Raw genomic sequence first — 22,957 nt, 5'->3', positions numbered from 1 at the left:
GGTGAGCGCCACCACCGAACCCCTGCGCATCGGGCTGGTCTCGCTGCACACCTCCCCCGGCGACGAGCCGGGCTCCGGCGAGGTCGGCGGGATGAACGTCGTGGTCCGCCACCAGGCCGAGGCCCTCGCGGACCGCGGACACCACGTCGAGATCATCACGCGACGCTCGTCCCCGACGCAGCCGGACTCCGTGTCGCTCGTGCCGGGCGTGTGCCTGCGCTTCCTGTCCGCCGGGCCGGCGGCGCCCGTGCCGAAGGGCGAACACGACGCCTTCATCGAGCCGTTCCGCCATGAGCTCGCCGCGCTCGGGCCGTTCGACGTGCTGCACTCGCACCACTGGTTCTCCGGCGTCGCCGCCCTGCCCGTCGCACGCGAGCGGCACATCCCGCACGTGCAGTCGTTCCACTCCATCGCCGCCGACTCCACCACCCCGCTGTCCGAGGGCGAACGCGCCGAGTCCGCCGGTCGGATGACCGGTGAGGCGATGCTCGCGCGGGACTCCGACGCCGTCGTCGTGGTCAGCGAGGCCGAGGCGCACACCGTCCGCTCCCGGCTCGGCGGCGAAGCCTCCCGCGTGTGGATCGTGCCGCCGGGGGTCGACGGGAGCGTCTTCCGCCCCGCCGCCGTCGGTGCGCGCCGCCCCGCGGCCCCCTACGTCGTCGCCGCTGCCCGCGTCCAGCCACTCAAGGGGCTCGACCTGGCGATCGAGGCGATCGCGGGCATCTCCGAGCAGGCCCGGCCCACCCTGGTCATCGCCGGTGACTCCTCGAGCGAGGCCGGCGACCACATGGCCGAGCTGCAGGAGCTCGCCGCCGCGCACGGCATCGCCGACCGGGTCACGTTCATCGGGCCGCAGTCGCGGGCCGACCTCGCCCTGGTGTTCCGCGGGGCATCGGCCGTGCTGGTGCCGTCGCACTCGGAGACGTACGGGCTCGTCGCGCTCGAGGGCTCCGCGTCCGGGGTGCCCGTCGTCGCGGCCGCTGCCGGTGGGCTCCGCGAGGCCGTCCTCGATGGGGAGACCGGGGTCGTGCTGGAGTCCCGTGACCCGAGTGTCTGGGCCGCCGAGATCGAACGCATCCTGACCGAGCCGGAGTACGCCCGGGGGCTGTCGGCAGCGGGGCGCGAGCACGCCGAACGACTCAGCTGGGAGCGGTCCGCCGCCGGGCTCGAGCAGGTGTACCGGCGGGTGCTCGGGCGTCCGGAGTGAACGGGCTCGGCGGGTTCTGGGACGCGCTCGACGCGGTACCGGTCGAGTCCGACGCAGAGGCCCTGTACGACGTCGGCACCGCGGACGGGCGACTCCGTCGGGAGAACCTGTCGCGCTACCTGGACACCGTCGGGCCCGGTGCGGACACGCTGCTCGTCGCAGAGGCGCCCGGGTGGCGTGGCATGACGAACACCGGCGTGCCGTTCACGAGCATGCGGGAGCTCGAGCCGCAGTACCGCGTCCCACCGACGCCGACCGCCCCGTGGGAGGCGTCGTCCCGGGTGGTCCACGCAGCACTCGCCGAGTGGCAGGGGCCGCTCCCCGTGGCGTGGGCCATCTTCCCGCACCACCCGTTCGTCCCCGGGGACCGGCTGACGAACCGCACGCCGCGCCCCGCCGAGGTCCGCGCCGGAGCACCCGTCGCGCTCGCGCTCATCGCTGCGCTCGGTGTCCGGCACGTGGTGGCCGTGGGGCGGAAGGCGCAGGGGGCGCTCGCCTCCGCGGGCATCGACGCCGTGGCCGTCCGGCATCCCGCGCAGGGCGGGGCACGGCAGTTCACCGAGCAGGTCCTCGCGCTGTCGCGGACGTAGGCGCTGTCGCGGGTGTCGGCGCGGCCGCGGTCGTGTCGCGGGCTGACGGGGCGGGCGCCGCGTCAGGCGGAACGGACCTCGATGTCCTTCGCGGCGAGGGCGTCCGCCACGTGCGCCGGCAGCCGGGTGGCGGCGTACACGGTGCGGAGCGCGGGGAGGTCGATCAGGTCGTCCCAGTTCTGCGGGTCGAAGCGGTCGTCGGTGCCCTCCCAACCGGGGTGCACGTCCTGCAGGACCTCGAGCGCGGAGTCGACGGTCAGCTCCGTCACCAGGGACAGGTGCGACGGCAGCAGGTCGAGGTCGTCGTAGTACTCGCGGGCGCGGTCGTCCTGGCCCTCGACGTCGACGTCCTCGTCGGTCTCGTCGGCGCTGTCGGCGTCGTAGGGCTCCAGCACGCCGAGGTCGTAGCAGAGCACGTCGAGCACGAGCAGCTTGGCGTTGAAGTCCGCGAACTCGACGGGTTCCTCGGTGGTGTTCGACTCGTCGTCCATGCAGCGGATCGTAGCGGGCTGTCGGCACGTCGTCCGGTTTCAGGCAGGACACGGCCACGTTGCGATCGAGGGCCAGAACTCTGTGAGACTCGACAGGGAAGCGATCGTCGGGAACAGTGTGTGCATGGCCACCACGAACACCGAACGCCCGTCCACGGAGCAGCCAGCGCTCCGACGGGTCATCGGCCCCAAGCTCCTGCTGCTGTTCATCATCGGGGACATCCTCGGCACGGGCGTCTACGCCCTCACCGGTCAGGTCGCCGCGGAGGTGGGCGGAGCAGCGTGGCTCCCCTTCCTCATCGCGTTCTCCGTCGCCCTGCTCACGGCGTTCTCCTACCTGGAGCTCGTGACGAAGTACCCGCAGACCGCCGGTGCCGCGCTCTACGTGCACAAGGCGTTCGGCGTGCACTTCGTCACGTTCATCGTCACCTTCATCGTGATGTGCTCCGGGATCACCTCGGCGTCGACGGCGTCCCGCGCGTTCGCCGCGAACCTCGGCGTGGGCTTCGGCCTCGAGCTGCCGAACACGGTCGTGATGCTCATCGCGATGGGCTTCATGCTCGCGGTGATGCTCGTGAACTTCCGCGGGGTGAGCGAGAGCGTCAAGACGAACGTGGTGCTGACCCTCGTCGAGCTGAGCGGGCTCGTGATGGTCATCCTCATCGGGTTCTGGGCGATCGCGGGCGGCAACGCGGACTTCTCCCGCGTGGTGATGTTCGAGACGCCCGAGGACAAGAGCCTGCTGCTGTCGATCTCCACCGCGACCTCGCTGGCGTTCTTCGCGATGGTCGGCTTCGAGGACTCGGTGAACATGGCCGAGGAGACCAAGGACCCCTCGCGCATCTTCCCGAAGGTGATGCTGACCGGCCTCGGCATCACCGCCGTGATCTACGTGCTCGTGTCCATCTGCGCCGTCGCCGTCGTGCCGATCGGTGAGCTCGCCGGCAACGAGACGCCGCTGGTCACGGTCGTACAGACCGCCGCGCCGGACTTCCCGATCGGCAACCTGCTGCCGTTCATCTCGATGTTCGCCGTCGCCAACACCGCTCTGATCAACATGATGATGGCGTCACGACTGCTGTACGGGATGAGCAAGCAGGGCGTCCTGCCCGGGTTCCTCGCGAAGGTGTCCCCGACCCGCCGCACGCCGTCCACCGCGATCGTCTTCACCACGCTGATCTCCCTCGCACTGATCGGGTGGGTGTCCCTCAGCCCGGACTCCCCCATCGTCGTCGTGCTCGGCGGCACCACGTCGCTGTTGCTGCTGTCGGTGTTCGCCGTCGTCAACCTGTCGGTCCTGGTGCTGCGCCGGGACAAGGTCGACCACCGGCACTTCAAGGCCGGCGTCGTCATCCCCGTGATCGGCATCGTCACCTGCCTGTGGCTCGTGCTGCCGTTCTCCTCCGGCCGTGACATCGAGCAGTACCAGATCGCCGGCGGGCTGCTCGGGCTCGGCATCCTGCTGTGGGTCGTGACGTGGTTCACCCACGGCCGCAAGCAGGCCGGCAAGCCGCCGACGGGCGTGGTCACGGAGCCGACGAAGGTGGTCCACCGGGACGGGCACCGCGACTGAGGTCGACGCCCGAGCGAACGGGTGACCCCCGGACCGGGGCATGTCGAGGGCGGCCGTTCCCAGGCCGCCCTCGTACCCTCGTCCTGGCACCCGGACGGAAGGACCCGAGCATGCGCCGTGTCGGCATCACCCTGGCATCGGTGTTCGGCGCGGGGATCGTCGCCGTCGGCATCGGTGTCGTCGTGCTCGTCGTGATCGCAGTCAACTCGCTCTCCGGCATCGGCAGTTCGGCGTCCACACCACGGGCCGTGACGTGTCCCGCGGTCGCGTCGAAGACCGTCGGCGGGATCGTCGTCCCCGCAGGCCCGGTGGCCGGGTACTGCCAGGACCGTCTGGTCAACGCCGCGTCGGTGATCCAGGCGGCACGGGCGCTCGGCATCGGACCGCACACCCAGGCCGTCGGGGTGATGACGGCGCTCGGTGAGTCCGGGCTGCGGAACCTCGACCACGGGGACACCGTCGGGCCGGACAGCCGCGGCCTGTTCCAGCAGCGGGACAACGGCGCCTGGGGCACGTACGCGGACCGGATGGACCCGTACACGGCCGCGTCGATGTTCTACGCGAAGCTCGTCAAGGTCCCCGGGTGGAAGACGATGACGCCGACCCAGATGGCGCACGCCGTGCAGGTGAACGCCGACCCCGACCACTACGCGAAGTCGTGGCCGGCGGCGAAGGCGATCGTCGAGGGCCTGACCGGCGAGACCGTGCCGGACACCGCCCCGCTGGGCTGACACGGGCGGACCGGGTCGGCCTCACGCCGCGGCCTCGCTCACCTCGTCGTCGTCGAGCTCGACCATCGACGCACCCCCGTCGTGCACCACGACCTGCCCGCGCAGCGGCACGCGGTGCTCGGCGAAGACGCACACCATGGCGTCGACCCACTCCCAGTCGACCGGGGAGAGCGCCGTCGTGGTCGGGCGCTCCCACGCGAGCACCACTTCCTTCGCATCGACCTGTTCGACGAGGTCGGCCACCAGGGCGCCGAAGTCCTCGACGTGCTCGTCGGGTTGCCAGGGCAGGTCGGCGATCGGGATCACGAGGCGGATCGGCACGGCGTCGGCGCCGAGGAACAGCACCCAGCACTGTCGGCGGACGGGGCGTTCGAGGAGTGCGACGACGAGGTCCACCACGTCGTCGTCGGTACGGACTGCGGTTCGCTCGAGTCGGTCGAGCACGTCGGTGTCTGGCATGCCTCCACGCTCGCGGACAGCAGCACCGGCGAGCACGCCCACCACGAGATCTGTGGACGACCGACCGCACGACCGCGCCTGTGGAGGAATCGCCGAACCGCCAGCTGCCGCGCCCTAGATCCCGAGCGTCACCGCACTGTCGACGAGCAGCAGCGCCGCGAAGAACACCGCCACGACGGCCACGAGCCCGGTCACCGCGACCGGCCACGCCACACGGTGCCGGACGAGCCGCATGACGCTCACCACGACGGACAGCGCCACGACGAGCGCGACGACCACCGGACCGGCGTACACGACGACCCCGCCGAGGGTCTCGTCACACCGGTTCCCCGGCGCCGAGCACGAGTGGAAGCCGAGCGAGAGGAACACGATCCCCCACGCGACCCCCAACCCAGCCGCCGTCGCGATCGTGAGCACGGCGATCGTGGCGACCATGTCGGCGACGCGACGCCCGCCGACCAGGGGCTGGCGGGCCTCCCGTCCGGTGGTCGACGCAGCCGCGTCCGGAGCGGACAGCCGCGTCGGCATCAGCGGACCCCGCCAGACGGCCGCTGCAGGCCGGAACGGCGCTGGTGCCGCACCTCGCGGAGCGGCAGGGCACGGACGGACGAACGCATGGCCCCAGCATGCCCGCCGGGGGCGCCGCCGGTCAGCGAGTGCCCCCTGGACCGGCGTCTCCCGGACAGCTGGCCGCATCGGTATGGTCAGGGCATGGCCGCTCGGACCCGAGACCACGAACCCCCCGCAGCCCCGGCGTTCGCCGCCGTCGTCCTCGCGGTGATCGCGCTCGTGCTCGGGTGTCTGGTGCCCGCCGAGTCGATCGTCCGGCACTGCGTCCTCGGTGCCGTGTTCGGCCTCACCGCCCTGGCCAGCGCGTGGCGGGCGATCAGCATCTCCGGGCGTCGGCGAGCGCCGCGGGCCTGGTCGTGGGTCGCCGTCGTCGTCGCCGGCGTGGGGCTCGCGATGCTGCTCTACCAGGTGCTCGAGATGGTCTCCGGCGGTGCGCTGCCGCGGCCGTTCTGGTCCCCGTACGCGACGCACTGAGGCAGCAGGACGGCGCGCAGGAGCGCGGACACACCGAAGACGAGCACGACCGGGCACGGACCCCGTCGAAGGTGCATCCTGGCCGGGTGACAACGACGCCGCGCCCCACCCTGTTCCGTCGCAAGCCGATCGAGGAGATCGACGACGACACCGGGGGCGAGGGCGGCCTGCAGCGGCACCTGGGGCTGTGGCAGCTCACCGCGATCGGCATCGGCGGGATCATCGGCGCCGGGATCTTCACCCTCGCCGGCACGGTCGCGCACGGCGTCGCGGGCCCGGCCGTCCTCATCTCGTTCCTCGTCGCCGGGGTGGCCAGTGCCGCCGCCGCGCTGTCGTACGCGGAGTTCGCCGGGATGATCCCGAAGGCCGGCAGCGCCTACACGTACGGGTACGCGGTGCTCGGCGAGATCGTCGGCTGGTTCATCGGGTGGGACCTGCTGCTCGAGTACACGGCGATCGTGGCCGTGGTGGCGATCGGCATCTCCGGCTACGTCGGGTTCCTGGTCGGCCAGTTCGGCATCGACCTGCCCGCGTGGATGCTCGGCGCGCCCGGCACCGGCGACGGCCACGTGGTCGACGTCTTCGCGATCCTGCTCTGCCTGCTCACCGCGTTCGTGCTCACGCGCGGCATCCGCAGTGCCGCGCGGTTCGAGTTCGTCGCCGTCGGCGTCAAGGTCGCGCTCGTCGTCCTCATCGTCGTGCTCGGCGTGTTCCACATCGACAGCGCCAACTACGACCCGTACTTCCCGTTCGGCTTCGGCGGCGTGATGACCGGTGCCGCGACGGTGTTCTTCGCCGTGTTCGGCTACGACGCCATGTCCACCGCCGCCGAGGAGTCCGTCGACGCCCGGAAGCACATGCCGAAGGCGATCCTGCTGTCCCTCGGCATCTCGATGGTGCTCTACGTCCTCGCCACGATCGTGCTGACCGGCATGCAGAAGTACACGGACATCGACCCGGCGTCCGGGTTCTCCTCCGCGTTCGCGTCGGTCGGGCTCGGCGGCGTGGCGAACGTCATCGCGATCGGCGCCATCGTCGGCATCGTCACCGTGCTCGTGACGTTCATGCTCGGCGCCTCGCGGGTGTGGTTCTCGATGAGCCGCGACGGCCTGATGCCCGCGTGGTTCGCCAAGACCGACCCGAAGCGACACGTCCCCACGCGGGTCACGTGGATCCTCGGGATCGCGGCAGCGGTCCTGGCCGGCGTCCTGCCGATCGGGGTGGTCGCGGAGCTGACGAACATCGGCATCCTGCTGGCCTTCGTCGTCGTCTGCACGGCCGTCGTCGTGCTCCGCTACACCCAGCCGGACCTGCCCCGGCAGTTCAAGCTCCCGTTGATGCCGATCGTGCCGGTCATCGGCGTGATCGCGTCGCTGTGGCTCGTCACGTTCCTGCAGTGGGAGACGTGGGTGCGCTTCGCGGTGTGGTTCGCGATCGGGCTCGGCGTGTACTTCGGGTACTCACGGAAGCACAGCAAGCTGGCCGAGAAGGCCTGACGGCCCCGCGTGCACAGCACGCAGGCCCGACACAGGTCAGCGGCGGTGCTTGCCCTCGGCGGCCGTCGGGTCGGCGAGCGGGTGGTTGCGGAACCAGCGCAGCAGCTCGCGGGGACGGCTGTGGTCCGCGCTCTGGTCGCCCTGCGCCAGGAAGCCGCTGAAGCCGTCGGGGGTGCCGTTCTCCTCGGAGCGGTCGAAGGCCATCGACCACTCGGGGAAGCGCCGGGTGTGGATCGACTCCTCGACGAGCAGCGAGACGTCGCCGTGGCGCTCGTCCGCGAGGATCCGGGAGTACGTCGCCATCACGGCGTCGTACGGCCCCTCGAGCAGCTGCATGAAGCGGCCGGCGCGGTGCACGAGCATGCCGGACAGCCCGTCGGCGGTGTTCCGCTCGCGTGAGTACGCGAGCACCTCCTCGAGCTCGTCGTCGTCGAACTGCTCGACGGCCGAGCTCATGTAGACCAGTGACTGCAGCATGGTGCTCCTCCCTGACGGACCTCCTCTGAGCCTGCCTCGTCCGTCTCGGCCACGACAGCCCCTGTCCGGGGTGCGTGGCACGATGGGCGGGTGCCAGCTGCCCCGATGATCGACGCCGTCGACGTCATCCGCTTCGTCGGGCCCCAGACCTTCGGCCGCGCGCGGGACATCGTCCGCCGCGGGCTCGTCGAGGACGCCACCTCCCACGACGACGGCTCCATCACCGCCACGGTCGCCGGCTCCGCTGACGACCCCTACGACGTCCACGTCGACACCACGGTCGCGCGCGGCGAGTTCGTCCGCCCCGTCCGGTCCCGCTGCACGTGCCCGATCGGCGGCGAGTGCAAGCACGTCGCCGCCGCGCTCCTCACCATCAACGCACGAGCGGTCGCCGCCCACGCCGGCCCCCGGTCCGCAGCACCGGTCGCGTCCACCACGGACTGGAGGCACGAGGTCGCCCGCCTCGCCGGTGACGCCGACGAACCGGTCACCACCGGCACCACGACCCCGCTCGGCCTGCAGTTCGAACTCCGCGACGCCGTCCCGGCACGCATGGCCGCGCGGGCGCGCGCCACCGGCCGGGCGCTCGCGGCGCCCTCGCGCTCCGTCCGGCTCGGCGTCCGGCCCGTCACCCGGAGCGGCGCGGGCAACTGGGTGCGCGGGCAGCTCACGTGGGGCACGCTCCCCTACTCGATGAACCGGCTCGGGCTCTCCCCCGAGCAGCACGGCTGGTTCCAGCAGTTCGCCGCGCTCCACCGTGCCGGCCAGCTCGCGGGACTGCCCGGGGAGAGCGACTGGATCCACCTGGACGACTTCCAGAGCCCGCTGCTCTGGCCGCTGCTGCGCCAGGCACCCGGACTCGGGGTCGCGTTCATCACCGGGAAGCGCGAGGGCGGCGTGGCCCTCGGCGCCGACGCCCGGGTGCTCCTCGACGTCGCACGGTCGGACGCCGGGCTCGTCATCGGCACGAGCGCCGTGCTCGACGGCCGCCCCGCAGCCGACGGCGCCGCGCGGCTGATCGGGGACCACGGCGTGTACGTGTTCCGCGAGTCGCCCGAGTTCCACGTCGACCTCGCGCCGACGCCCGAACCCGTGCCCGACGACCAGCGCCGCATGCTCGTCGAGGGCTCCCGCATCACCGTCCCCACGGACGAGGTCGACGAGTTCCTGGCCGACTGGTCCCCCCGACTCCGCGGTGCGCTCGGGCTCGTGAGCTCCGACGGCTCGATCGAGCTGCCCGAGCGGACGCCGCCCGAGCTCGTCCTCACGGTGACGTTCGAGCCGGCCCGGGCGCCGCGGACCGACGACGTCGCGCACCTGCAGTGGCGCTGGCACGTCGACGGACGCAAGGACCCGGTGTCGATGCACGGCCCGCTGCCGGACCTGCGCACGGTGACCGCGGCGGACGACGTCGCGTCTGCTGATGACCCCGACGCCGACGCTCCGGGTGCCGACGTCGCCGAGCCGGCCAGGGCGGCACTGGCGGCCGACGACGCGACGCCGGCCGAGCCTCCCGTCGGTGCGGGAGCCGACCACGGCGCAACCGGACCCGGCGGCGGGCTCGACTGGTTCCAGGACGGCACCGTGGAGGGCGCCGACGTCGCGGTCCTCGCGACCGAGCTGCTGCCGGCCCTGGCCGACCACGGCGTCCGCGTCGTGGTGCAGGGCGAACGGCTCGACTACGAGCGCCTGACCGGGCGGCCGCACATCCGCGTCACGACGATGCCGTCCGACAAGCACGACTGGTTCGACCTCGGGATCTTCGTCAGCGTCAACGGCAAGCAGATCCCGTTCACGCCGCTACTCCGGGCGCTCGCCAAGCGGGACCGGCGGATGAAGCTCATCGACAACTCGTACCTGTCGCTCGCCGACCCCGCCTTCGACCGGCTCAAGGAGCTCATCGAGGAAGCCCGCGAGCAGGACGAGTGGGAGCCGTCGCAGACGATGACGGTCACGCCGCTGCAGGCCGGGCTGTGGTCCGAGTTCGACCAGCTCGCCGACGAGACCGACCACGACGCCCGCTGGCAGGACATCGCCTCGCGGTTGCTCGACGCCGCTCCCGAGACCGACCTCGCGGTGCCGTCGACCGTGCACGCGGACCTGCGGCCGTACCAGCGGTCCGGGTACGCGTGGCTGTCGTTCCTGGTGGCGCACGGGGTCGGTGGGGTGCTCGCCGACGACATGGGGCTCGGCAAGACCCTGCAGGCGCTCGCGATGATCGCCGACCGACGCGCCTCACACCCCGACGACCCGCCCTTCCTCGTCGTCGCACCGACCTCGGTCGTGGGCAACTGGGCGCTCGAGGCCGCCCGGTTCGTCCCGTCGCTCCAAGTCACCACGATCGAGACCACCTCGCTGAAGCACCCGTCGCTCGTCGCCCGGGCCGCCGCGGACGCCGACGTCGTCGTGACCTCGTACGCGCTGCTCCGGCTCGACGCTGCGGCCTACACGGAGCAGCGCTGGTCGGCACTGCTCCTCGACGAGGCCCAGTTCGTGAAGAACCCGCAGTCGCAGACGCACCGGGTGGCCGCGGAGCTGCAGGCGCCCGTGAAGATCGCGATCACCGGGACCCCCCTCGAGAACGGTCTGACCGACCTGTGGGCACTGTTCTCCATCGTCGCGCCCGGGTTGCTGTCGTCGTGGACGCGGTTCGGCGACGACTACGTGAAGCCCCTCGCGTCGCCGGACCTGCGCGGCGACGCCCGGTCGGAGCTCACCGCCCGGCTCCGTCGCCGCATCCGGCCGCTCATGCTGCGGCGGACGAAGGAGAGCGTCGCGTCGGACCTGCCGCCGAAGCAGGAGCAGGTCGTGCGGGTGACGCTCGACCCCGCGCACCGCGAGGTGTACGAGCGCACGCTCAACCGGGAGCGCCTCAAGGTGCTCGACCTCATCGACGACCTCGACCGCAACCGGATGATCGTGTTCCGCTCGCTGACGCTGCTGCGGATGCTCGCGCTCTCCCCCGCGCTCGTCGCGGACGGCGACACCTCGATCCCCTCGGCCAAGCTCGACCTGCTGCTCGACGAGCTCGAACAGCTCGCGGCCGAGGGGCGGCGAGCGCTCGTCTTCAGCCAGTTCACGTCGTTCCTGCGCCTCGTCGCGACGGCCCTCGACGCGCGCGGCATCGGGTACGACTACCTCGACGGGTCGACCAGGCAGCGCACGAAGGTCATCGACCGCTTCCGCACCGGCACCGCGCCGGCGTTCCTCATCTCGCTCAAGGCCGGCGGCTTCGGGCTCACCCTGACCGAGGCCGACACCGTGTTCGTGCTCGACCCGTGGTGGAACCCCGCGGCCGAGTCGCAGGCCGTCGACCGGACCCACCGCATCGGACAGACCCGGTCCGTCAACGTCAACCGCCTCATCGCGGAGGACACCATCGAGGAGAAGGTCCTGGCGCTGGCGGCCCGCAAGGCGAAGCTGTTCGCGACGATGATCGACGACGACGCCCTGTTCGCGGACGACCTGACCGCCGAGGACGTGCGTTCCCTGTTCGACTGACCATTGGCGAGATGCAACATCCGGAGAGCTGGCGGCGGCGGGCTGGGTCGGCCTAGCGTCGGCGCATGCTCCTTCTCGATGCACCGCCGACCGCTGCTCCTCCCGATGCCCCCGACCGCGCCCGTGTCGTGCGCTCAGAGAGGGGCATGTCCTCCGTCCTCCGTCTGACGAACGGCGCCGAGGTCCCACTGTCCGGGATCACCGCCGGCATGTACTACCCGCCGAACTACCTCGAGGACCTCCGCGCGGGCAGGCTGTGATTACCCTCGACGCGAACGTCCTGATCGCCTGGTCGGACGCTGGAGACGCGAGCCATCAGCGCGCCTCCGACCTGATCGAAGCGCACGAGTGGGACGAGTTCGCCACGAACGCCGTGGTGCTCAGCCGAGTGAGACAGTCCACTCCGCGGTCGTGACGACGTCGGCCTGCCGCGGGAACACCTTCTCCAGCAGCACCCGGTGCACCTCGGGATCACCGTCCGCGCAGGCATCGGAGAGCACCGTCAACCCGAAGTCCAGGTCCGCCGCCTGCCGCAGCGTCGACAGGACGACACCACTCGTGGCGATGCCGGCGAGCACCAGGTCGCGGACTTCGAGCCCACGGAGCAGCACCTCGAGGTCGGACCCGGCGAAGGCACTCACGCGGAGCTTCGTCACGACGATGTCGTCGTCACCCACACCGAACGCAGCGTGGACGTCCGCGGCGCCGGGTGCCTGCGCGCCCATGCGGTCCCGCATGCCGGAGAACATCCGGTTGGACGACGCGACCTCGGGAGCGCCGGGGCGGAACCCGACCCGCACGAACAGCACCGGGATCCGTCGCTCGCGCGCGGCCGACACCGCCGCCGTCGCGGCAGCGAGGGACTCCTCGCTGCCGAGACGGTCGACGATGCTGTTCTGGTAGTCCATCACCAGCAGGGCAGTGCCAGCCATGTCAGTGCCCGAGCGCGTCGATCTGGCGGACCTCGTCGTCGGACAGGCTGATCGTGGCACCGGCGGCGTTCGAGCGGATGCGCTCCGGGTTCGACGACTTCGGGATCACGACGAACTCGTGGGCGACGTGCCACGCGACGATGACCTGGGCGGCGTCGGCGTCGTGCGCCTCGGCGATGGAGACCAGCGTCGGGTCCTCGAGGTTGCTCGCCTTGAAGGGGCTGTACCCCTCGAGCACGACGCCGCGCTCGCGCAGCCCGTCCGCAACGGCAGCGTCGAACTCGACGGGGCTCCACTTGATCTGGTTCACGGCCGGCGTGACCCCGGTGGCCTCGATGAGCTCGTCGATCTGGGCGAGCGAGTAGTTGCTGACGCCGATGGCCTTCGTCAGGCCGTCCTGCTGCGCCTGCACGAGCTGCTGCCAGACATCGGGACGGGCCTCGCCGTTCGGCGGCCAGTGCACCAGCCACAGATCGAGGTGGTCGAGCCCGAGCTGGTCGAGGCTCTCCTCGATGGTTGCGCGGACCTTCTCGGCGTTGTCCGGCGGGAGCTTCGTCGTGACGAAGACGTCCTCGCGCGCGAGCCCGGAGTCGGCGATGGCCTTCCCCACGCCGCGCTGGTTGCTGTAGCCGGTGGCGGTGTCGATGTGGCGGTACCCGGCCTCGAGGGCGGAGCTCACGGCGGCGGGCGCGTCGGAGTCGTCGATCTGCCAGGTGCCGAAGCCGAGGAGCGGCATCGCTCCACCGGTCACGGGCACGGACGGTTCTGCGTAGTCGGTCATGTCACCGTGTCTACGCGGCGATGTCGGGGGCGTCCGCCAGGATCGTCAGGAACCGCCGAGCACCACCAGGAGTCCCGCCAGCAATGCCCTCTCGCCGACGCCGTCCCGTCCGCCTCCGCACGGGCGTCACCGCCGTGCTCGTCCTGCTCGCGATCGTCGTCGCGGGCTACGCCACCCTGACGGCCGAGCCCCCTGCGCCGGGGGGGAGCCGAGCCTCCAGTCCGACGGTCGCCAGCCCCGCGATCACCGCGAGCGCCGACCCGACCGCGGCGACTGCGACTGCGACTGCGCCCACGGCCCCTGCTCCCACGATGACGGCAGGCACGACGCCACCGGCTGCTGCCGCGGCCCGTGCTCGCGACCTGCTCGCCGCGCTCCCGGTGAAGGGCCCCGCGCCGGCCACCGGCTACGACCGCACCGGCGACTTCGGCTCCCCCTGGCTCGACGTCGACCGCAACGGCTGCGACACCCGCAACGACGTCCTCGCCCGCGACCTCACCGACGTCGTCCGCAGCGGTCCCTGCCGCGTGCTCTCCGGCGAGCTCGTGTCGCCGTACACCGGCGCCACGATCGACTTCGTGCGCGGGAACACGACATCCACCGCGGTCCAGATCGACCACGTCGTCGCGCTCGAGAACGTCTGGCGCACCGGCGGGCAGCAGCTCACCCAGGACGAGCGCCAGGCGCTGGCGAACGACCCGGCGAACCTCTTCGCGGTCGACCAGCACTCGAACGCGCAGAAACGGTCCGGGGACGCGGCGACCTGGCTGCCCGCGGACACGGCGTTCCGCTGCACGTACGTCGAGCACCAGGTCGCGATCAAGACGACGTACCGGCTCTGGGTCGTCCCCGCTGAGCGCGACGCCATCGAACGGGTCCTCGCTCGATGCTGAACCGGCCTGACCGGGCGAGATAAACGACAGGTGTAGCCTGGAGGGAGGCTGATGCGCACGCATCGACCTTCACCGTCGAAGACCTCAGGAGGCCTCCCCATGACCGTGCCCACCACCGGCACCACCCGCTTCACCGACCGCGTCGTCCTCATCACCGGCGGCGGTTCCGGCCTCGGCCGCGCCACGGCCGTGCGCCTGGCCACCGAGGGCGCCTCGCTCGCCCTCGTCGACGTCTCCGAGCAGGGACTCGCGGCCTCCGTCGCCGCCGTGCACGAGGTCGCCCCCGACGCCGACGTCCTCACCACCGTCGCCGACGTCTCCGACGAGGCCCAGGTCGACGCCTACGTCACCGCCACCGTCGAGCGCTTCGGCCGCATCGACGGCTTCTTCAACAACGCGGGCATCGAGGGCAAGCAGAACCCCACTGAGTCCTTCACCGCCGCCGAGTTCGACAAGGTCGTCTCGATCAACCTCCGCGGCGTGTTCCTCGGCCTCGAGAAGGTCCTCGCCGTGATGCGCGAGCAGGGCTCCGGCAAGGTCGTCAACACTGCGAGCGTCGGCGGCATCCGCGGTGTCGGCAACCAGTCCGGCTACGCGGCCGCCAAGCACGGCGTCGTCGGCCTGACCCGCAACTCCGCCGTCGAGTACGGGCAGTACGGCATCTCGATCAACGCGATCGCCCCCGGCGCCATCTGGACGCCGATGGTCGAGAACTCGATGAAGCAGCTCGACCCGGAGAACCCGCGGAAGGCCGCCGAGGAGTTCATCCAGGTCAACCCCACGAAGCGCTACGGCGAGGCCCCCGAGATCGCTGCGGTCGTCGCGTTCCTGCTCTCCGACGACGCCTCCTACGTCAACGCGGCAGTCGTCCCGATCGACGGCGGGCAGTCAGCCAAGTACTGACGCTGGTCCGGCCGCGTCGCCGAGCAGGGCGCTCGGCACCGGCCGGGAGGCTCGGCTCGCCCCCGACACCGCATCGCACCGTGGCAGCATGGGTGGTCACACGACGAGTCACACGTCGAGTCACACGTCGATGGAGGAGGACGCGATGAGCGCGAACGGATCGACCGGGTCCGGCTTCGGCCGGGGCGCCGAGCACGCGGAGCCCGACGCTGCCGGTGCGCTGCGCCGCCGGATGGGCGAATCGGTCGAGGGCTTCCTCGGCAGCGCCGCCTGGGTGCCGTGGAAGGCCGCCGGGACGAGCGGCGAGCCCGAGGACGGCAGCATCGCGCACGTCATGATCCGCGACCGCGAGTTCGTGCCGGTCTTCACCGATCCGGCGGAGCTGACCACGAGCCTCCCGGACACCGAGGCCCGCGCCATGCCGATGGCCGAACTCGTCACTGCGCTCCCCGAGGGCTTCGGCATCGTCGTCGACCCGACCAGCGCGCAGGCGGCGAACTTCCTGCAGGCCGACGTCGTCGCCGAGCTGCGGGAGGGGATGCGCGGCGGCGTCCCCCTCGACCCCGACGAGCGCTGACCGCGGAAGCGAGCGCCCCCATGGCTGAGCACCTCACCGTCCCCCGGGCGTTCGCGCTGCTCCTCATCGAGCCCGACGGGCGTCGTGTCGTCAACGGCCAGACGTTCGACTCCGGCCTGGCCGGCGCGGTGCTCGCAGACCTCGCGCTTCGCGGCACGGTGTCGCTCCACGGCACGGACGTCCAGGTCGTCGACGGCACGCCCACCGGTGACCCGGTCCTCGACGGCGTCGCGGAGATGATCGGCGCTTCTGGATCGCCACGCTCCGCCACGTGGTGGGTCTCGAAGCTCGGGCGACGTCCGCTCCGCGACGACGTGCTCGGCGGCCTCGTCACCGACGGCCTGCTCACCGAGGCCCAGCGGAAGACACTCGGCATCTTCCCCTCGACCACCTACCCCGAGCGGGACGGCGGACCCGAGTCCTTGCTCCGAGCCGCGATCGCGGACGTCCTCGCCGCCCGGTCCGCTCCGACGCCCTTCACGGCCGCCGTGATCGGGCTGCTCGACGCCACCGGGACGCTGCGGAGGCAGTTCGGCACGGTCGACCGCGGCCGCGTGGCGGTCATCACCTCCGGCGCGTGGGCGTCCCCTGCGGTGAAGGCCGTGCTCGAAGAGCTCCAGATGGCCGTCATCGTCTCGGTGGTCGCGGTCACCGCGGCGACGACGGCGACGACGGCCGGCACGAGCTGAGGGGCAGCCCGGGGCTCACCGGCCGCCGGGACGACCGATCCCGTTCTCGGCGCTGACGGATCCGGTCGACGAACCCCGACGTACCCGAGCCGGATCCGTCACCGCGCCGACGGAAGTGCATCGCTCGGACGAGCAACTCTGAGCGGCGGCTCGACGAGCTCGATGAAGCGGGAGAGCAGGGACAGGCCCGGGATCGAGGGCGGCAGGGCCGTCGTCAACGCAGGTGAGTACACGAGGTACGCCGCCCACTTCGCCCGCGAGAGCGCCACGTTCAACCGGTTCGGCATCAGGAGGAAGTCGAGCCCGCGGGGGATGTCCGCCGCCGACGACGCCGCGAGCGAGACGATCGACACGACGGCCTCGCGCCCCTGGAACATGTCGACCGTCCCGACCTGGGTCCCTCGGAACCCGGCGCGGTCGAGCTCCTGGCGGATCACCGCCCCCTGCGCGTTGTAGGGCGCGACGACGATGACGTCCTCGTCCGTGAGCCTCCGCACGGTGTCGCCGTCGGTCCAGGTGCGCCCGACGACGTCCTGCGCGAGGGCGACCACGCGGGCGGCTTCCTCGAGCGAAGACGTGGTGTTGCCCGCGTGCACGACGGGCTCCGGGTGCACGCCGGCCTCGATGCCGTCGAGGTGCCGGCCCGTGACCATCGACGTCAGCTGCCCGTCGTAGGACAGCCCCGACACCGCCGAGGTCAGCGCGGGCTCCATCCGGCGTGTCCGCGCGAGGAAGTACCCGAACTCGGGCGGCAGCACGTGCTCGCCGTCCGCCAACCACCCGAGCGCGGACTGGTCGACCGGCTCGGGGTGCGACCCCTGTGACACCTGGGGCAGCTGCTGCGGGTCCCCGAGCAGCAGCAGGCGGGTCGCTGCGATCGAGGACGCGATCGTCGGCGCCAGGGAGAACTGCCCGGCCTCGTCGACCACGAGCAGGTCGAGGGAACGCCGGGCGATCGTCGTCTCGTTCGCGAACGTCCACGCCGTGCCGCCGACGACTCCCCCGGTACCCGTCTCCTCGCACGACGACAGGAACGCGGCCACCGCGGCGTTGTTCTTCACCGGGGTCCAGCGCGCTGCGTCGAGCTCGTCCTCGGACACGCCGGCCTTCGGCACCTTCACGACCCGCTCGGGCGCGACCCCCGCGGCGATGACGGCGTCGAGGAAGTTCTCGCTCGTCGCGTGGGACTGCCCGACGACGCCGACCCGCCACCCGTGCTCGCGGACGAGCCGCGCGACGACGTTCGACCCGACGTACGTCTTGCCGGTGCCGGGAGGCCCCTGGATCGCCAGGTAGGAACGGTCGAGTCCGAGCAAGGTGGTGACGACCGCGCCGACGGTGTCGTCCCCGACCACGGGCGCGAGCGCACCCCGCGGCGGCACCCGTCGCAGCAGGTCGAGGGCCGGGTCGGGCAGCATCTCCGGCAGCACGTCGAGCACGAGCGCACCCCACTCAGCGATGGCCTCGGGCTGGGGCTTCGCCCGCGGCGGGGCCGACGGCGCGAGCGCGATCGGGTACTCGTGGTGGGGCTCCCCGCCGACCGGCAGTCGTTCGAGCACCAGGACCTCGGTGTGCTCGCCGTCGTCCCGCACGTCGAGGATGACCGCCCGGTCCGACGCCCCCTTCGACCCCGGTCCGGGCGAGCCGACCGATGGCGGAGTCGGGGTGTCGTAGACGAGGTGGGGCGAGCCTCCTGGCCGGAGCCGACTGCCGGGCGCGAGCGTCCCCGACAACCGGAGCTCTCGTGACTGCGACCGGGCGCGCGGCATCGTCGCCCAGTCGCGCTCGACGGACGCGCGCTCGACGACCAGGACGTCGCGCGTGTCCGCCCACTCGTCGACCGGGTTGCGGAGGCGGTCGAAGTGGTCCTGCCAGAAGGTCTTGGCCTCGCGCCGGTGGTAGTCGATCGCGGCCGCGGCGAGCGCGAGGGCCGTCTCGTCGGGAGTGCGGTCGAGGGCGTCCACGTGCTCGAGGTGCTCGCTCAGGGCCACGTACACGGGGTTCGGCTCGCGCTCGACGGGCACCGGTGGCAGGTCGAGCTCGAGCGGCGTGTCCGTCGTGGCGGGCTTCAGCGACAGGAGCCAGTCGCGCAGGCGGAGCGTCGAGCGGCAGTCGTAGGCGTTGTAGTCCGCGACCTGGTCGAGCATCCGCTGCCCCGCGACCCTCTCGCCGGTGCGGAGCTCCTCGATCGCGTCGACGTAGGCGGTGATGCTGTCCGCCGCGTTCGTGACGTCGCTCTCGCGCAGGTCGTCGCCCATGTAGAGCGGCTCGAGCTTCTTGATCGAGTAGCTGCGGCTGCCGACAACGAGGGCCTTGCGGACGATCGGGTACAGGTCGACGAGGACTCCCGCGCGGAGGAGGTCGTCCACCGCTTCTTCGCCGACGCCGTGGCGCGCGGCGAGCGACAGCAGGTGCGTCCGCTCGTACGACGCGTAGTGGTACACGTGCATCCCGGGGTGCTGCTCGCGGCGCTGCTGCACGTACGCCAGGAAGTCCACGAGCGCCTGGCGTTCGTCGCGGATCGTGTGCGCCCAGAACGCCGTGAACTCCGCGCGGTCGTCGACCAGGCCGAAGAGGTAGTCGAGGCCCCAGTGGACGCCGTCCTCGGTGTGCAGTGGGTCGCCCTCGAAGTCGAAGAAGACGTCGCCAGCGTCCGGTGCCGGGATGGCGTCGAGGGCGGTCGGGTCGAGGAGTTCGAAGGCCGGCGTTCTCGTGCCCGCTTGTGTTCCGTCTTCCGTGGCGCGTCGTTCCGTCTCGGTTCGTTCCGTCTCGGTTCGTTCCGTCTCGATCTGGAGGCTCGCCTGACGGACCAGCCGATCTCGCGTCGTGCTCGACATGCCGGGCACCGGAGCGGTGCGGACCGCCAGGTCGTCGATCGTCCGCACCCCCTGCCGGATCAGCTTGGTCCGTTGGTCGAGGCGCATGCCGGCGACGAGGACCAGGTCGCGGTGCTGCGCGACCTGCTGCTGGCACGCGCCGCAGCGGCCGCAGCTGCTGTACCTCGGGTCGCCCCACTGCAGTGCTTCGTCGGCGCCGAGTCGTTCGTCGATCACGCGCTGGAGTTCGGCGCGCTGAGTGCGGTACACCGGCGCGATGTCGGCCAGGTCGTGCGTGGTCGTGGTGCGGTCGCCGAGGACCAGGTGGACCTGCTGCCCGGTCGGGATGCCGTGCGCCTGCATCTGCTCGGCGTAGGCGGCGAGCTGCAGGAGGGCGCTGATCTTGGCGTGGCGGGCGAGCTTGGTGTCGTAGACCTCGTACTCCCCCGCGTCGTTGCGGATGATGAAGTCCGCGAAGCCGATGAAGCCCGCGGTGTGGGCGGTCGGGGGCGCGTGGAAGGTCGGTTGGAAGAGGACGTCGGCGCCGTCGCGCATGGCTGCTCGGGCTCGTTCGGCGGCCTCGGCGTACTGCGGTGGTGCCGGGCGGTCGAACTCGACGACGTCGTGGGTCTGCTTCAGGATCTGGAGGTAGTCGAACTCGTGCTGGTCCCCGAGTTTCGCCGTGCGGTCGAGCATGTCGTCGTGCTCGTCCGGCAGGGGTTCGGCGCGGCCCAGCTTGGCGTCGAGGCGGCGGAGGAACGCCCACTCGCAGGTCGCCCACGTGGTGAGGTCGCTCGGGCTGAGGAGCGGCCGGCCCTCGGTGGTGATCTGCATGGGATCAACCGTAGGGGCGGCCGGTGACGTCGGCACCGCCCGGGGACGTCCGCGCATGTGGTCACATCATGTTTGACATCTCAGGACACCGGCTGCGAGCATCACTGGATGGTCAACGGGTGGGCACAGCAGAACCTCGACCCCCACGGCGGATGCGGATGATCGCGCTGTCAGCCCTCGGGATCTCATCGCGGTCGGCGTACCCGGACGGACGCAAGATCATCAGCGGCCTCGACCTCCGCGCTGAACCGGCGATGCTCACCGCAGTCGTCGGGCCCTCGGGTGCAGGCAAGTCGACCGCACTCGACCTGGTGACTGGGATCCAAGTCCCCGCAGCCGGCTCGGTCCTGCTCGGCGAGACACGCATGCACCCCGCGACGAACCGCGGTCGAGCACGCCTCCGGGCGCGAGTGATCGCCTCCGCCCGTCAAACGGATGACCTCATCGATGCGCTGTCCGTCGATGAGAACGTCCTGCTCGCTCAGCGGCTCGCTCGCAACCCGGACCGTGGGTTCGCGGAACACATGTTCCTGGCGCTCGACCTCGACCGCGAAGTACGTCGAACACCGGTACGCCACCTCTCGGGAGGCCAGCGCCGACGTGTCGCCATCGCCAGGGCATGCGCGACGGGTACGCCGATGCTTGCCTGCGACGAGCCGACCACTGCCCTTGACGAGTCGAAGGCCGGACTCGTCCGCTCGCTGCTCCGCGGCGCTGCGAACTCAGGGAGGACGGTGCTCGTCGTGACCCACGACGTCGAACTGGCGACGGACGCCGATCGCCTCGTCCAGCTGGTCGACGGCCGGACGAACGCTGTGCTCGATCGCCCCTCGGAGCAGCAGGTTCGTCACCTGATGGGGGCGCCGCGGTGATTGCTGTCCGGGTGCTCGTCCGAACCGTTCGCACTGACCCCCGGCCAGCGTTCGGCTTCCTGATCACGGTGGTCACGGCGACGCTCGGACTCAGCGTGGTGCTCGGCGGCACGCTCGCGTTCGCTTCGAGCACCTCCGTTACCGCAGAGGCGCTCGAGGCGATCGTGCAGCTCACCGCGCTCAGCGCCGTGGTCGCGTCCTTCCTGGCTGCTCGCGGCCTCGCGATCTCGTTGCAGCCAGAGAAGCATGTCCTGCGGGCGCTCGGCGCGACCGAGGTGGCCCTCGGTGTGTTCGGGGTACTGGTGGTCTCGTCCGCGGCACTCGTCGCCGCGCTGGCAGGGGTCTTGTCCGGCGAGTGCCTGACCACGTCCTGGCTCGCCGGACTCGCGGAGGTGCTCCACGTGGCGCCTCCCGCGTTCGGGCGCATGCCGACCGGGGAGATCAGTGGCCTGCTCGCCTGTGTGAGCGCGGCCGGCTGGTGGAGCGGGCTCCACGCGAGTGGAGCCCGCGTCACCCGCTCCGGTCCTGTCTGGAGGGCTGCCGGCGCTCTCCTCTTGGTGGCGATGATCCTGATCCCGTCCGTGCTCGCGGTCACGTTGGCACCACAGTTGGTCGGCTTGGCCCGAGGCGCCGGAGAGGAGGTCGCCGCCGACCGGCTGCGGACGCTCGACTCGACCGACGGACCGCTTGTCATCCTGTCCGCAGCGGCGTTCGCCCTCGTCGGTGCCTCGAGCATCCTCGCATCGGACGCAGCCCGAGGCATCGTCGGGATCGTCGCTCGTCTCCTGCGCTCTGGGCCGACTGGAACGATCCTCGGCCTCCGGATCGCCCGTGCACGGATCACCTCGTTCGGCGCGCTCACGACACTCGTCGCAGCCGGGGTCGGGCTCGCGGTCACGCGGGCCATGACGGCGTCCGTTGCGGCCAGCATGGCGAGCGACAAGGCCGGAGCGGGCTTGCTTGAGCTGAGTGTCACACTCGGACCGGCGCTCGTCATCTCCACTGCGGCCGCGGTCGGCGCAGCTCTGGCTCAGAGTCGCGGTACGGGTGCCGACCTCACCCGGCTCCGACGAATCGGCTGCACCAGTGCCTGCACCGGGGCCGCGCTGCTCGTCGCAGCCATCGCGGTCGGGGCGAGCGGAGCGCTGATCGGGTTCTCGGCAGCGCTCGGTGTGGCATTGGTGGGCATGGCGAGCGGCATAGAGGCCACGGCGTTCCTTGCCATGAGCCCGACCGTGCCGATCGTCGCCGCGCTCACCGCGATGATCGGTTCTGCCACAGTGTTCGTGTGCAGCGAGCTCGTCGGTGTCGTCCTCGACGGGCGACGTCCCCGTCGAATGCCGTTGGCGATCGCCCCGCAGGGAGACGCTGCTCCCCCGACGGTCCACACATCGAACGGTCACCTCTAGCGGCCGCGCTTCGTCCCCGAGCGTTGCCGTGCGGTCGACTACGTCATCGTGCTCATCGGCAAGGGTGCCTCCCGGCGGTACAGTCGCCGTCGGAGGGGGAACGATGAGCGAGAGCATCAACACATGGGGCGGAAGCGCGACCAAGGCGGAGGTGGCGCCGATGATCGTCGTCCGACGGCCGCGGTTCCCCGGGGTCGTCTTCACGGTCCTCGGCACCTTCTGCCTGCTGATCGGAGTACCGGGGATCATCGTGCAGCTGGTCTCGACACCGAGTGACGGCAGTCCCGCGTACGGGATCTTCCTCGGTCTCGGAGCCGGGTCGCTGCTGCTCGGGCTGGCGCTCGCGGCTGGTCGCATCAACGTCTACGACCGGCACTACGACGTGAAGTCCGGCTTCGGCAGGTTCCACCGTCGCGAGGTCGACGACATCCACACCCTCCGCTACGGAGTGCAGTCGAACGGTGGTCCGACCTTCATCAGCCTGACCGCCTGGAACGCGCAGCGGAAGAAGCAGTTCATGGTCTTCACGAACCACCGCGGGTACGGGGAGTTCACCGCGTGGATCGCCGAGCGCCGCCCCGAGGAGTGGGCAGAGTGCGAGCGGTTGGGGCTGCCCAAGTAGCCACTTGTTCTAGCGCCCCTGGACCTCCACCTCCTCCCCGGTCGGAAGGCCGGCGCGGTC

At 71.4% G+C, this 22,957-nt stretch carries 22 protein-coding genes; 15 read left to right on the top strand and 7 right to left on the bottom strand.

Annotation, left to right across the window (positions count from 1 at the left end; all coding sequences use genetic code 11):
* The first annotated feature begins 1 nt into the window (after position 1).
* Positions 2-1,207 carry a glycosyltransferase gene (locus tag OVA28_RS10845; protein WP_268096954.1) on the top strand — a complete coding sequence of 402 codons (1,206 nt, stop codon included), beginning with the start codon at positions 2-4 and terminating at the stop codon, positions 1,205-1,207.
* Positions 1,204-1,797 carry a uracil-DNA glycosylase gene (locus OVA28_RS10840; RefSeq protein WP_268096953.1) on the top strand — a complete coding sequence of 198 codons (594 nt, stop codon included), beginning with the start codon at positions 1,204-1,206 and terminating at the stop codon, positions 1,795-1,797. Before OVA28_RS10845 ends, OVA28_RS10840 begins: the two co-directional genes overlap by 4 nt.
* A 62-nt stretch (positions 1,798-1,859) precedes the next feature.
* On the opposite strand, the gene OVA28_RS10835 is transcribed toward OVA28_RS10840, so the two are convergent.
* Positions 1,860-2,288, bottom strand: a complete 429-nt coding sequence (locus OVA28_RS10835) for a DUF6892 domain-containing protein (protein WP_268096952.1) — start codon at positions 2,286-2,288, stop codon at positions 1,860-1,862.
* 124 nt (positions 2,289-2,412) lie between these two features.
* On the opposite strand from OVA28_RS10835, the gene OVA28_RS10830 reads away from it, so the two are divergent.
* A complete protein-coding gene (locus tag OVA28_RS10830) occupies positions 2,413-3,861 on the top strand; it encodes an APC family permease (protein ID WP_268096951.1) in 1,449 nt (482 codons plus the stop codon).
* A 110-nt stretch (positions 3,862-3,971) separates the two neighbouring features.
* Positions 3,972-4,592, top strand: a complete 621-nt coding sequence (locus OVA28_RS10825) for a hypothetical protein (RefSeq protein ID WP_194662664.1) — start codon at positions 3,972-3,974, stop codon at positions 4,590-4,592.
* A 21-nt stretch (positions 4,593-4,613) separates the two neighbouring features.
* Here the strand turns inward: OVA28_RS10825 and OVA28_RS10820 are convergent, their stop codons facing one another.
* The gene (locus tag OVA28_RS10820) at positions 4,614-5,051 is read right to left on the bottom strand and encodes a hypothetical protein (RefSeq protein ID WP_268096950.1); all 438 of its coding nucleotides are present in this window, start codon (positions 5,049-5,051) and stop codon (positions 4,614-4,616) included.
* 114 nt (positions 5,052-5,165) lie between these two features.
* Entirely contained in the window at positions 5,166-5,579 is a 414-nt protein-coding gene (locus tag OVA28_RS10815; protein ID WP_268096949.1) for a hypothetical protein, read from the bottom strand.
* Between the two features lie 183 nt (positions 5,580-5,762).
* On the opposite strand from OVA28_RS10815, the gene OVA28_RS10810 reads away from it, so the two are divergent.
* Both OVA28_RS10810 and OVA28_RS10805 read left to right on the top strand, forming a co-directional pair.
* Positions 5,763-6,095: a hypothetical protein gene (locus tag OVA28_RS10810; RefSeq protein WP_267420468.1), complete on the top strand. Its 333-nt coding sequence runs from the start codon at positions 5,763-5,765 to the stop codon at positions 6,093-6,095.
* A gap of 86 nt (positions 6,096-6,181) precedes the next feature.
* On the top strand, positions 6,182-7,591 hold the full coding sequence (locus OVA28_RS10805) for an amino acid permease (RefSeq protein ID WP_268096948.1): 1,410 nt from the start codon (positions 6,182-6,184) through the stop codon (positions 7,589-7,591).
* A gap of 36 nt (positions 7,592-7,627) precedes the next feature.
* On the opposite strand, the gene OVA28_RS10800 is transcribed toward OVA28_RS10805, so the two are convergent.
* Positions 7,628-8,068 (bottom strand): BLUF domain-containing protein, encoded by a 441-nt coding sequence (locus OVA28_RS10800; RefSeq protein WP_228505843.1) that lies wholly within the window; start codon positions 8,066-8,068, stop codon positions 7,628-7,630.
* Between the two features lie 90 nt (positions 8,069-8,158).
* On the opposite strand from OVA28_RS10800, the gene OVA28_RS10795 reads away from it, so the two are divergent.
* Both OVA28_RS10795 and OVA28_RS10790 read left to right on the top strand, forming a co-directional pair.
* Positions 8,159-11,569 carry a DEAD/DEAH box helicase gene (locus OVA28_RS10795; protein ID WP_268096947.1) on the top strand — a complete coding sequence of 1,137 codons (3,411 nt, stop codon included), beginning with the start codon at positions 8,159-8,161 and terminating at the stop codon, positions 11,567-11,569.
* A gap of 65 nt (positions 11,570-11,634) precedes the next feature.
* A complete protein-coding gene (locus OVA28_RS10790) occupies positions 11,635-11,829 on the top strand; it encodes a hypothetical protein (RefSeq protein WP_268096946.1) in 195 nt (64 codons plus the stop codon).
* Between the two features lie 120 nt (positions 11,830-11,949).
* Here OVA28_RS10790 and OVA28_RS10785 read toward each other — a convergent pair whose 3' ends face one another.
* Together OVA28_RS10785 and OVA28_RS10780 are read right to left on the bottom strand one after the other, a co-directional pair.
* Positions 11,950-12,501 carry a cysteine hydrolase family protein gene (locus tag OVA28_RS10785; RefSeq protein ID WP_268096945.1) on the bottom strand — a complete coding sequence of 184 codons (552 nt, stop codon included), beginning with the start codon at positions 12,499-12,501 and terminating at the stop codon, positions 11,950-11,952.
* 1 nt (position 12,502) lies between these two features.
* Complete coding sequence (locus OVA28_RS10780) at positions 12,503-13,282, bottom strand: aldo/keto reductase (protein WP_268096944.1); 780 nt, start codon at positions 13,280-13,282, stop codon at positions 12,503-12,505.
* 83 nt (positions 13,283-13,365) lie between these two features.
* On the opposite strand from OVA28_RS10780, the gene OVA28_RS10775 reads away from it, so the two are divergent.
* From OVA28_RS10775 to OVA28_RS10760, 4 genes are all read left to right on the top strand, one after another.
* Positions 13,366-14,175 carry an HNH endonuclease family protein gene (locus tag OVA28_RS10775; RefSeq protein ID WP_268096943.1) on the top strand — a complete coding sequence of 270 codons (810 nt, stop codon included), beginning with the start codon at positions 13,366-13,368 and terminating at the stop codon, positions 14,173-14,175.
* A 99-nt stretch (positions 14,176-14,274) separates the two neighbouring features.
* Positions 14,275-15,078 carry an SDR family oxidoreductase gene (locus OVA28_RS10770; protein WP_268096942.1) on the top strand — a complete coding sequence of 268 codons (804 nt, stop codon included), beginning with the start codon at positions 14,275-14,277 and terminating at the stop codon, positions 15,076-15,078.
* Between the two features lie 145 nt (positions 15,079-15,223).
* Positions 15,224-15,655 carry an SseB family protein gene (locus OVA28_RS10765; protein WP_268096941.1) on the top strand — a complete coding sequence of 144 codons (432 nt, stop codon included), beginning with the start codon at positions 15,224-15,226 and terminating at the stop codon, positions 15,653-15,655.
* Between the two features lie 20 nt (positions 15,656-15,675).
* Entirely contained in the window at positions 15,676-16,344 is a 669-nt protein-coding gene (locus tag OVA28_RS10760) for a GOLPH3/VPS74 family protein (protein WP_268096940.1), read from the top strand.
* Between the two features lie 98 nt (positions 16,345-16,442).
* Here the strand turns inward: OVA28_RS10760 and OVA28_RS10755 are convergent, their stop codons facing one another.
* Positions 16,443-19,994 carry a TM0106 family RecB-like putative nuclease gene (locus OVA28_RS10755; protein ID WP_268096939.1) on the bottom strand — a complete coding sequence of 1,184 codons (3,552 nt, stop codon included), beginning with the start codon at positions 19,992-19,994 and terminating at the stop codon, positions 16,443-16,445.
* Between the two features lie 68 nt (positions 19,995-20,062).
* On the opposite strand from OVA28_RS10755, the gene OVA28_RS10750 reads away from it, so the two are divergent.
* From OVA28_RS10750 to OVA28_RS10740, 3 genes are all read left to right on the top strand, one after another.
* Positions 20,063-20,866, top strand: a complete 804-nt coding sequence (locus OVA28_RS10750) for an ATP-binding cassette domain-containing protein (RefSeq protein WP_326493751.1) — start codon at positions 20,063-20,065, stop codon at positions 20,864-20,866.
* Positions 20,867-20,877: 11 nt separating this feature from the next.
* The gene (locus OVA28_RS10745) at positions 20,878-22,275 is read left to right on the top strand and encodes a hypothetical protein (protein WP_268096937.1); all 1,398 of its coding nucleotides are present in this window, start codon (positions 20,878-20,880) and stop codon (positions 22,273-22,275) included.
* 103 nt (positions 22,276-22,378) lie between these two features.
* The gene (locus OVA28_RS10740; protein ID WP_268096936.1) at positions 22,379-22,897 is read left to right on the top strand and encodes a hypothetical protein; all 519 of its coding nucleotides are present in this window, start codon (positions 22,379-22,381) and stop codon (positions 22,895-22,897) included.
* Positions 22,898-22,957: the final 60 nt, after the last annotated feature.

The sequence above is a fragment of the Curtobacterium sp. SL109 genome, from assembly GCF_026672405.1.
Taxonomy (GTDB): domain Bacteria; phylum Actinomycetota; class Actinomycetes; order Actinomycetales; family Microbacteriaceae; genus Curtobacterium.
This window is presented reverse-complemented; position numbering and strand designations above follow the sequence as displayed.

Coding starts and splice junctions, on each gene's coding strand:
- OVA28_RS10835 (WP_268096952.1), bottom strand. CDS start 2,288: ATGGACGACGAGTCGAACACCACCGAGGAACCCGTCGAGTTCGCGGAC.
- OVA28_RS10830 (WP_268096951.1), top strand. CDS start 2,413: ATGGCCACCACGAACACCGAACGCCCGTCCACGGAGCAGCCAGCGCTC.
- OVA28_RS10825 (WP_194662664.1), top strand. CDS start 3,972: ATGCGCCGTGTCGGCATCACCCTGGCATCGGTGTTCGGCGCGGGGATC.
- OVA28_RS10820 (WP_268096950.1), bottom strand. CDS start 5,051: ATGCCAGACACCGACGTGCTCGACCGACTCGAGCGAACCGCAGTCCGT.
- OVA28_RS10815 (WP_268096949.1), bottom strand. CDS start 5,579: ATGCCGACGCGGCTGTCCGCTCCGGACGCGGCTGCGTCGACCACCGGA.
- OVA28_RS10810 (WP_267420468.1), top strand. CDS start 5,763: ATGGCCGCTCGGACCCGAGACCACGAACCCCCCGCAGCCCCGGCGTTC.
- OVA28_RS10800 (WP_228505843.1), bottom strand. CDS start 8,068: ATGCTGCAGTCACTGGTCTACATGAGCTCGGCCGTCGAGCAGTTCGAC.
- OVA28_RS10790 (WP_268096946.1), top strand. CDS start 11,635: ATGCTCCTTCTCGATGCACCGCCGACCGCTGCTCCTCCCGATGCCCCC.
- OVA28_RS10785 (WP_268096945.1), bottom strand. CDS start 12,501: ATGGCTGGCACTGCCCTGCTGGTGATGGACTACCAGAACAGCATCGTC.
- OVA28_RS10780 (WP_268096944.1), bottom strand. CDS start 13,282: ATGACCGACTACGCAGAACCGTCCGTGCCCGTGACCGGTGGAGCGATG.
- OVA28_RS10775 (WP_268096943.1), top strand. CDS start 13,366: ATGCCCTCTCGCCGACGCCGTCCCGTCCGCCTCCGCACGGGCGTCACC.
- OVA28_RS10770 (WP_268096942.1), top strand. CDS start 14,275: ATGACCGTGCCCACCACCGGCACCACCCGCTTCACCGACCGCGTCGTC.
- OVA28_RS10765 (WP_268096941.1), top strand. CDS start 15,224: ATGAGCGCGAACGGATCGACCGGGTCCGGCTTCGGCCGGGGCGCCGAG.
- OVA28_RS10760 (WP_268096940.1), top strand. CDS start 15,676: ATGGCTGAGCACCTCACCGTCCCCCGGGCGTTCGCGCTGCTCCTCATC.
- OVA28_RS10755 (WP_268096939.1), bottom strand. CDS start 19,994: ATGCAGATCACCACCGAGGGCCGGCCGCTCCTCAGCCCGAGCGACCTC.
- OVA28_RS10750 (WP_326493751.1), top strand. CDS start 20,063: ATGTTTGACATCTCAGGACACCGGCTGCGAGCATCACTGGATGGTCAA.
- OVA28_RS10740 (WP_268096936.1), top strand. CDS start 22,379: ATGAGCGAGAGCATCAACACATGGGGCGGAAGCGCGACCAAGGCGGAG.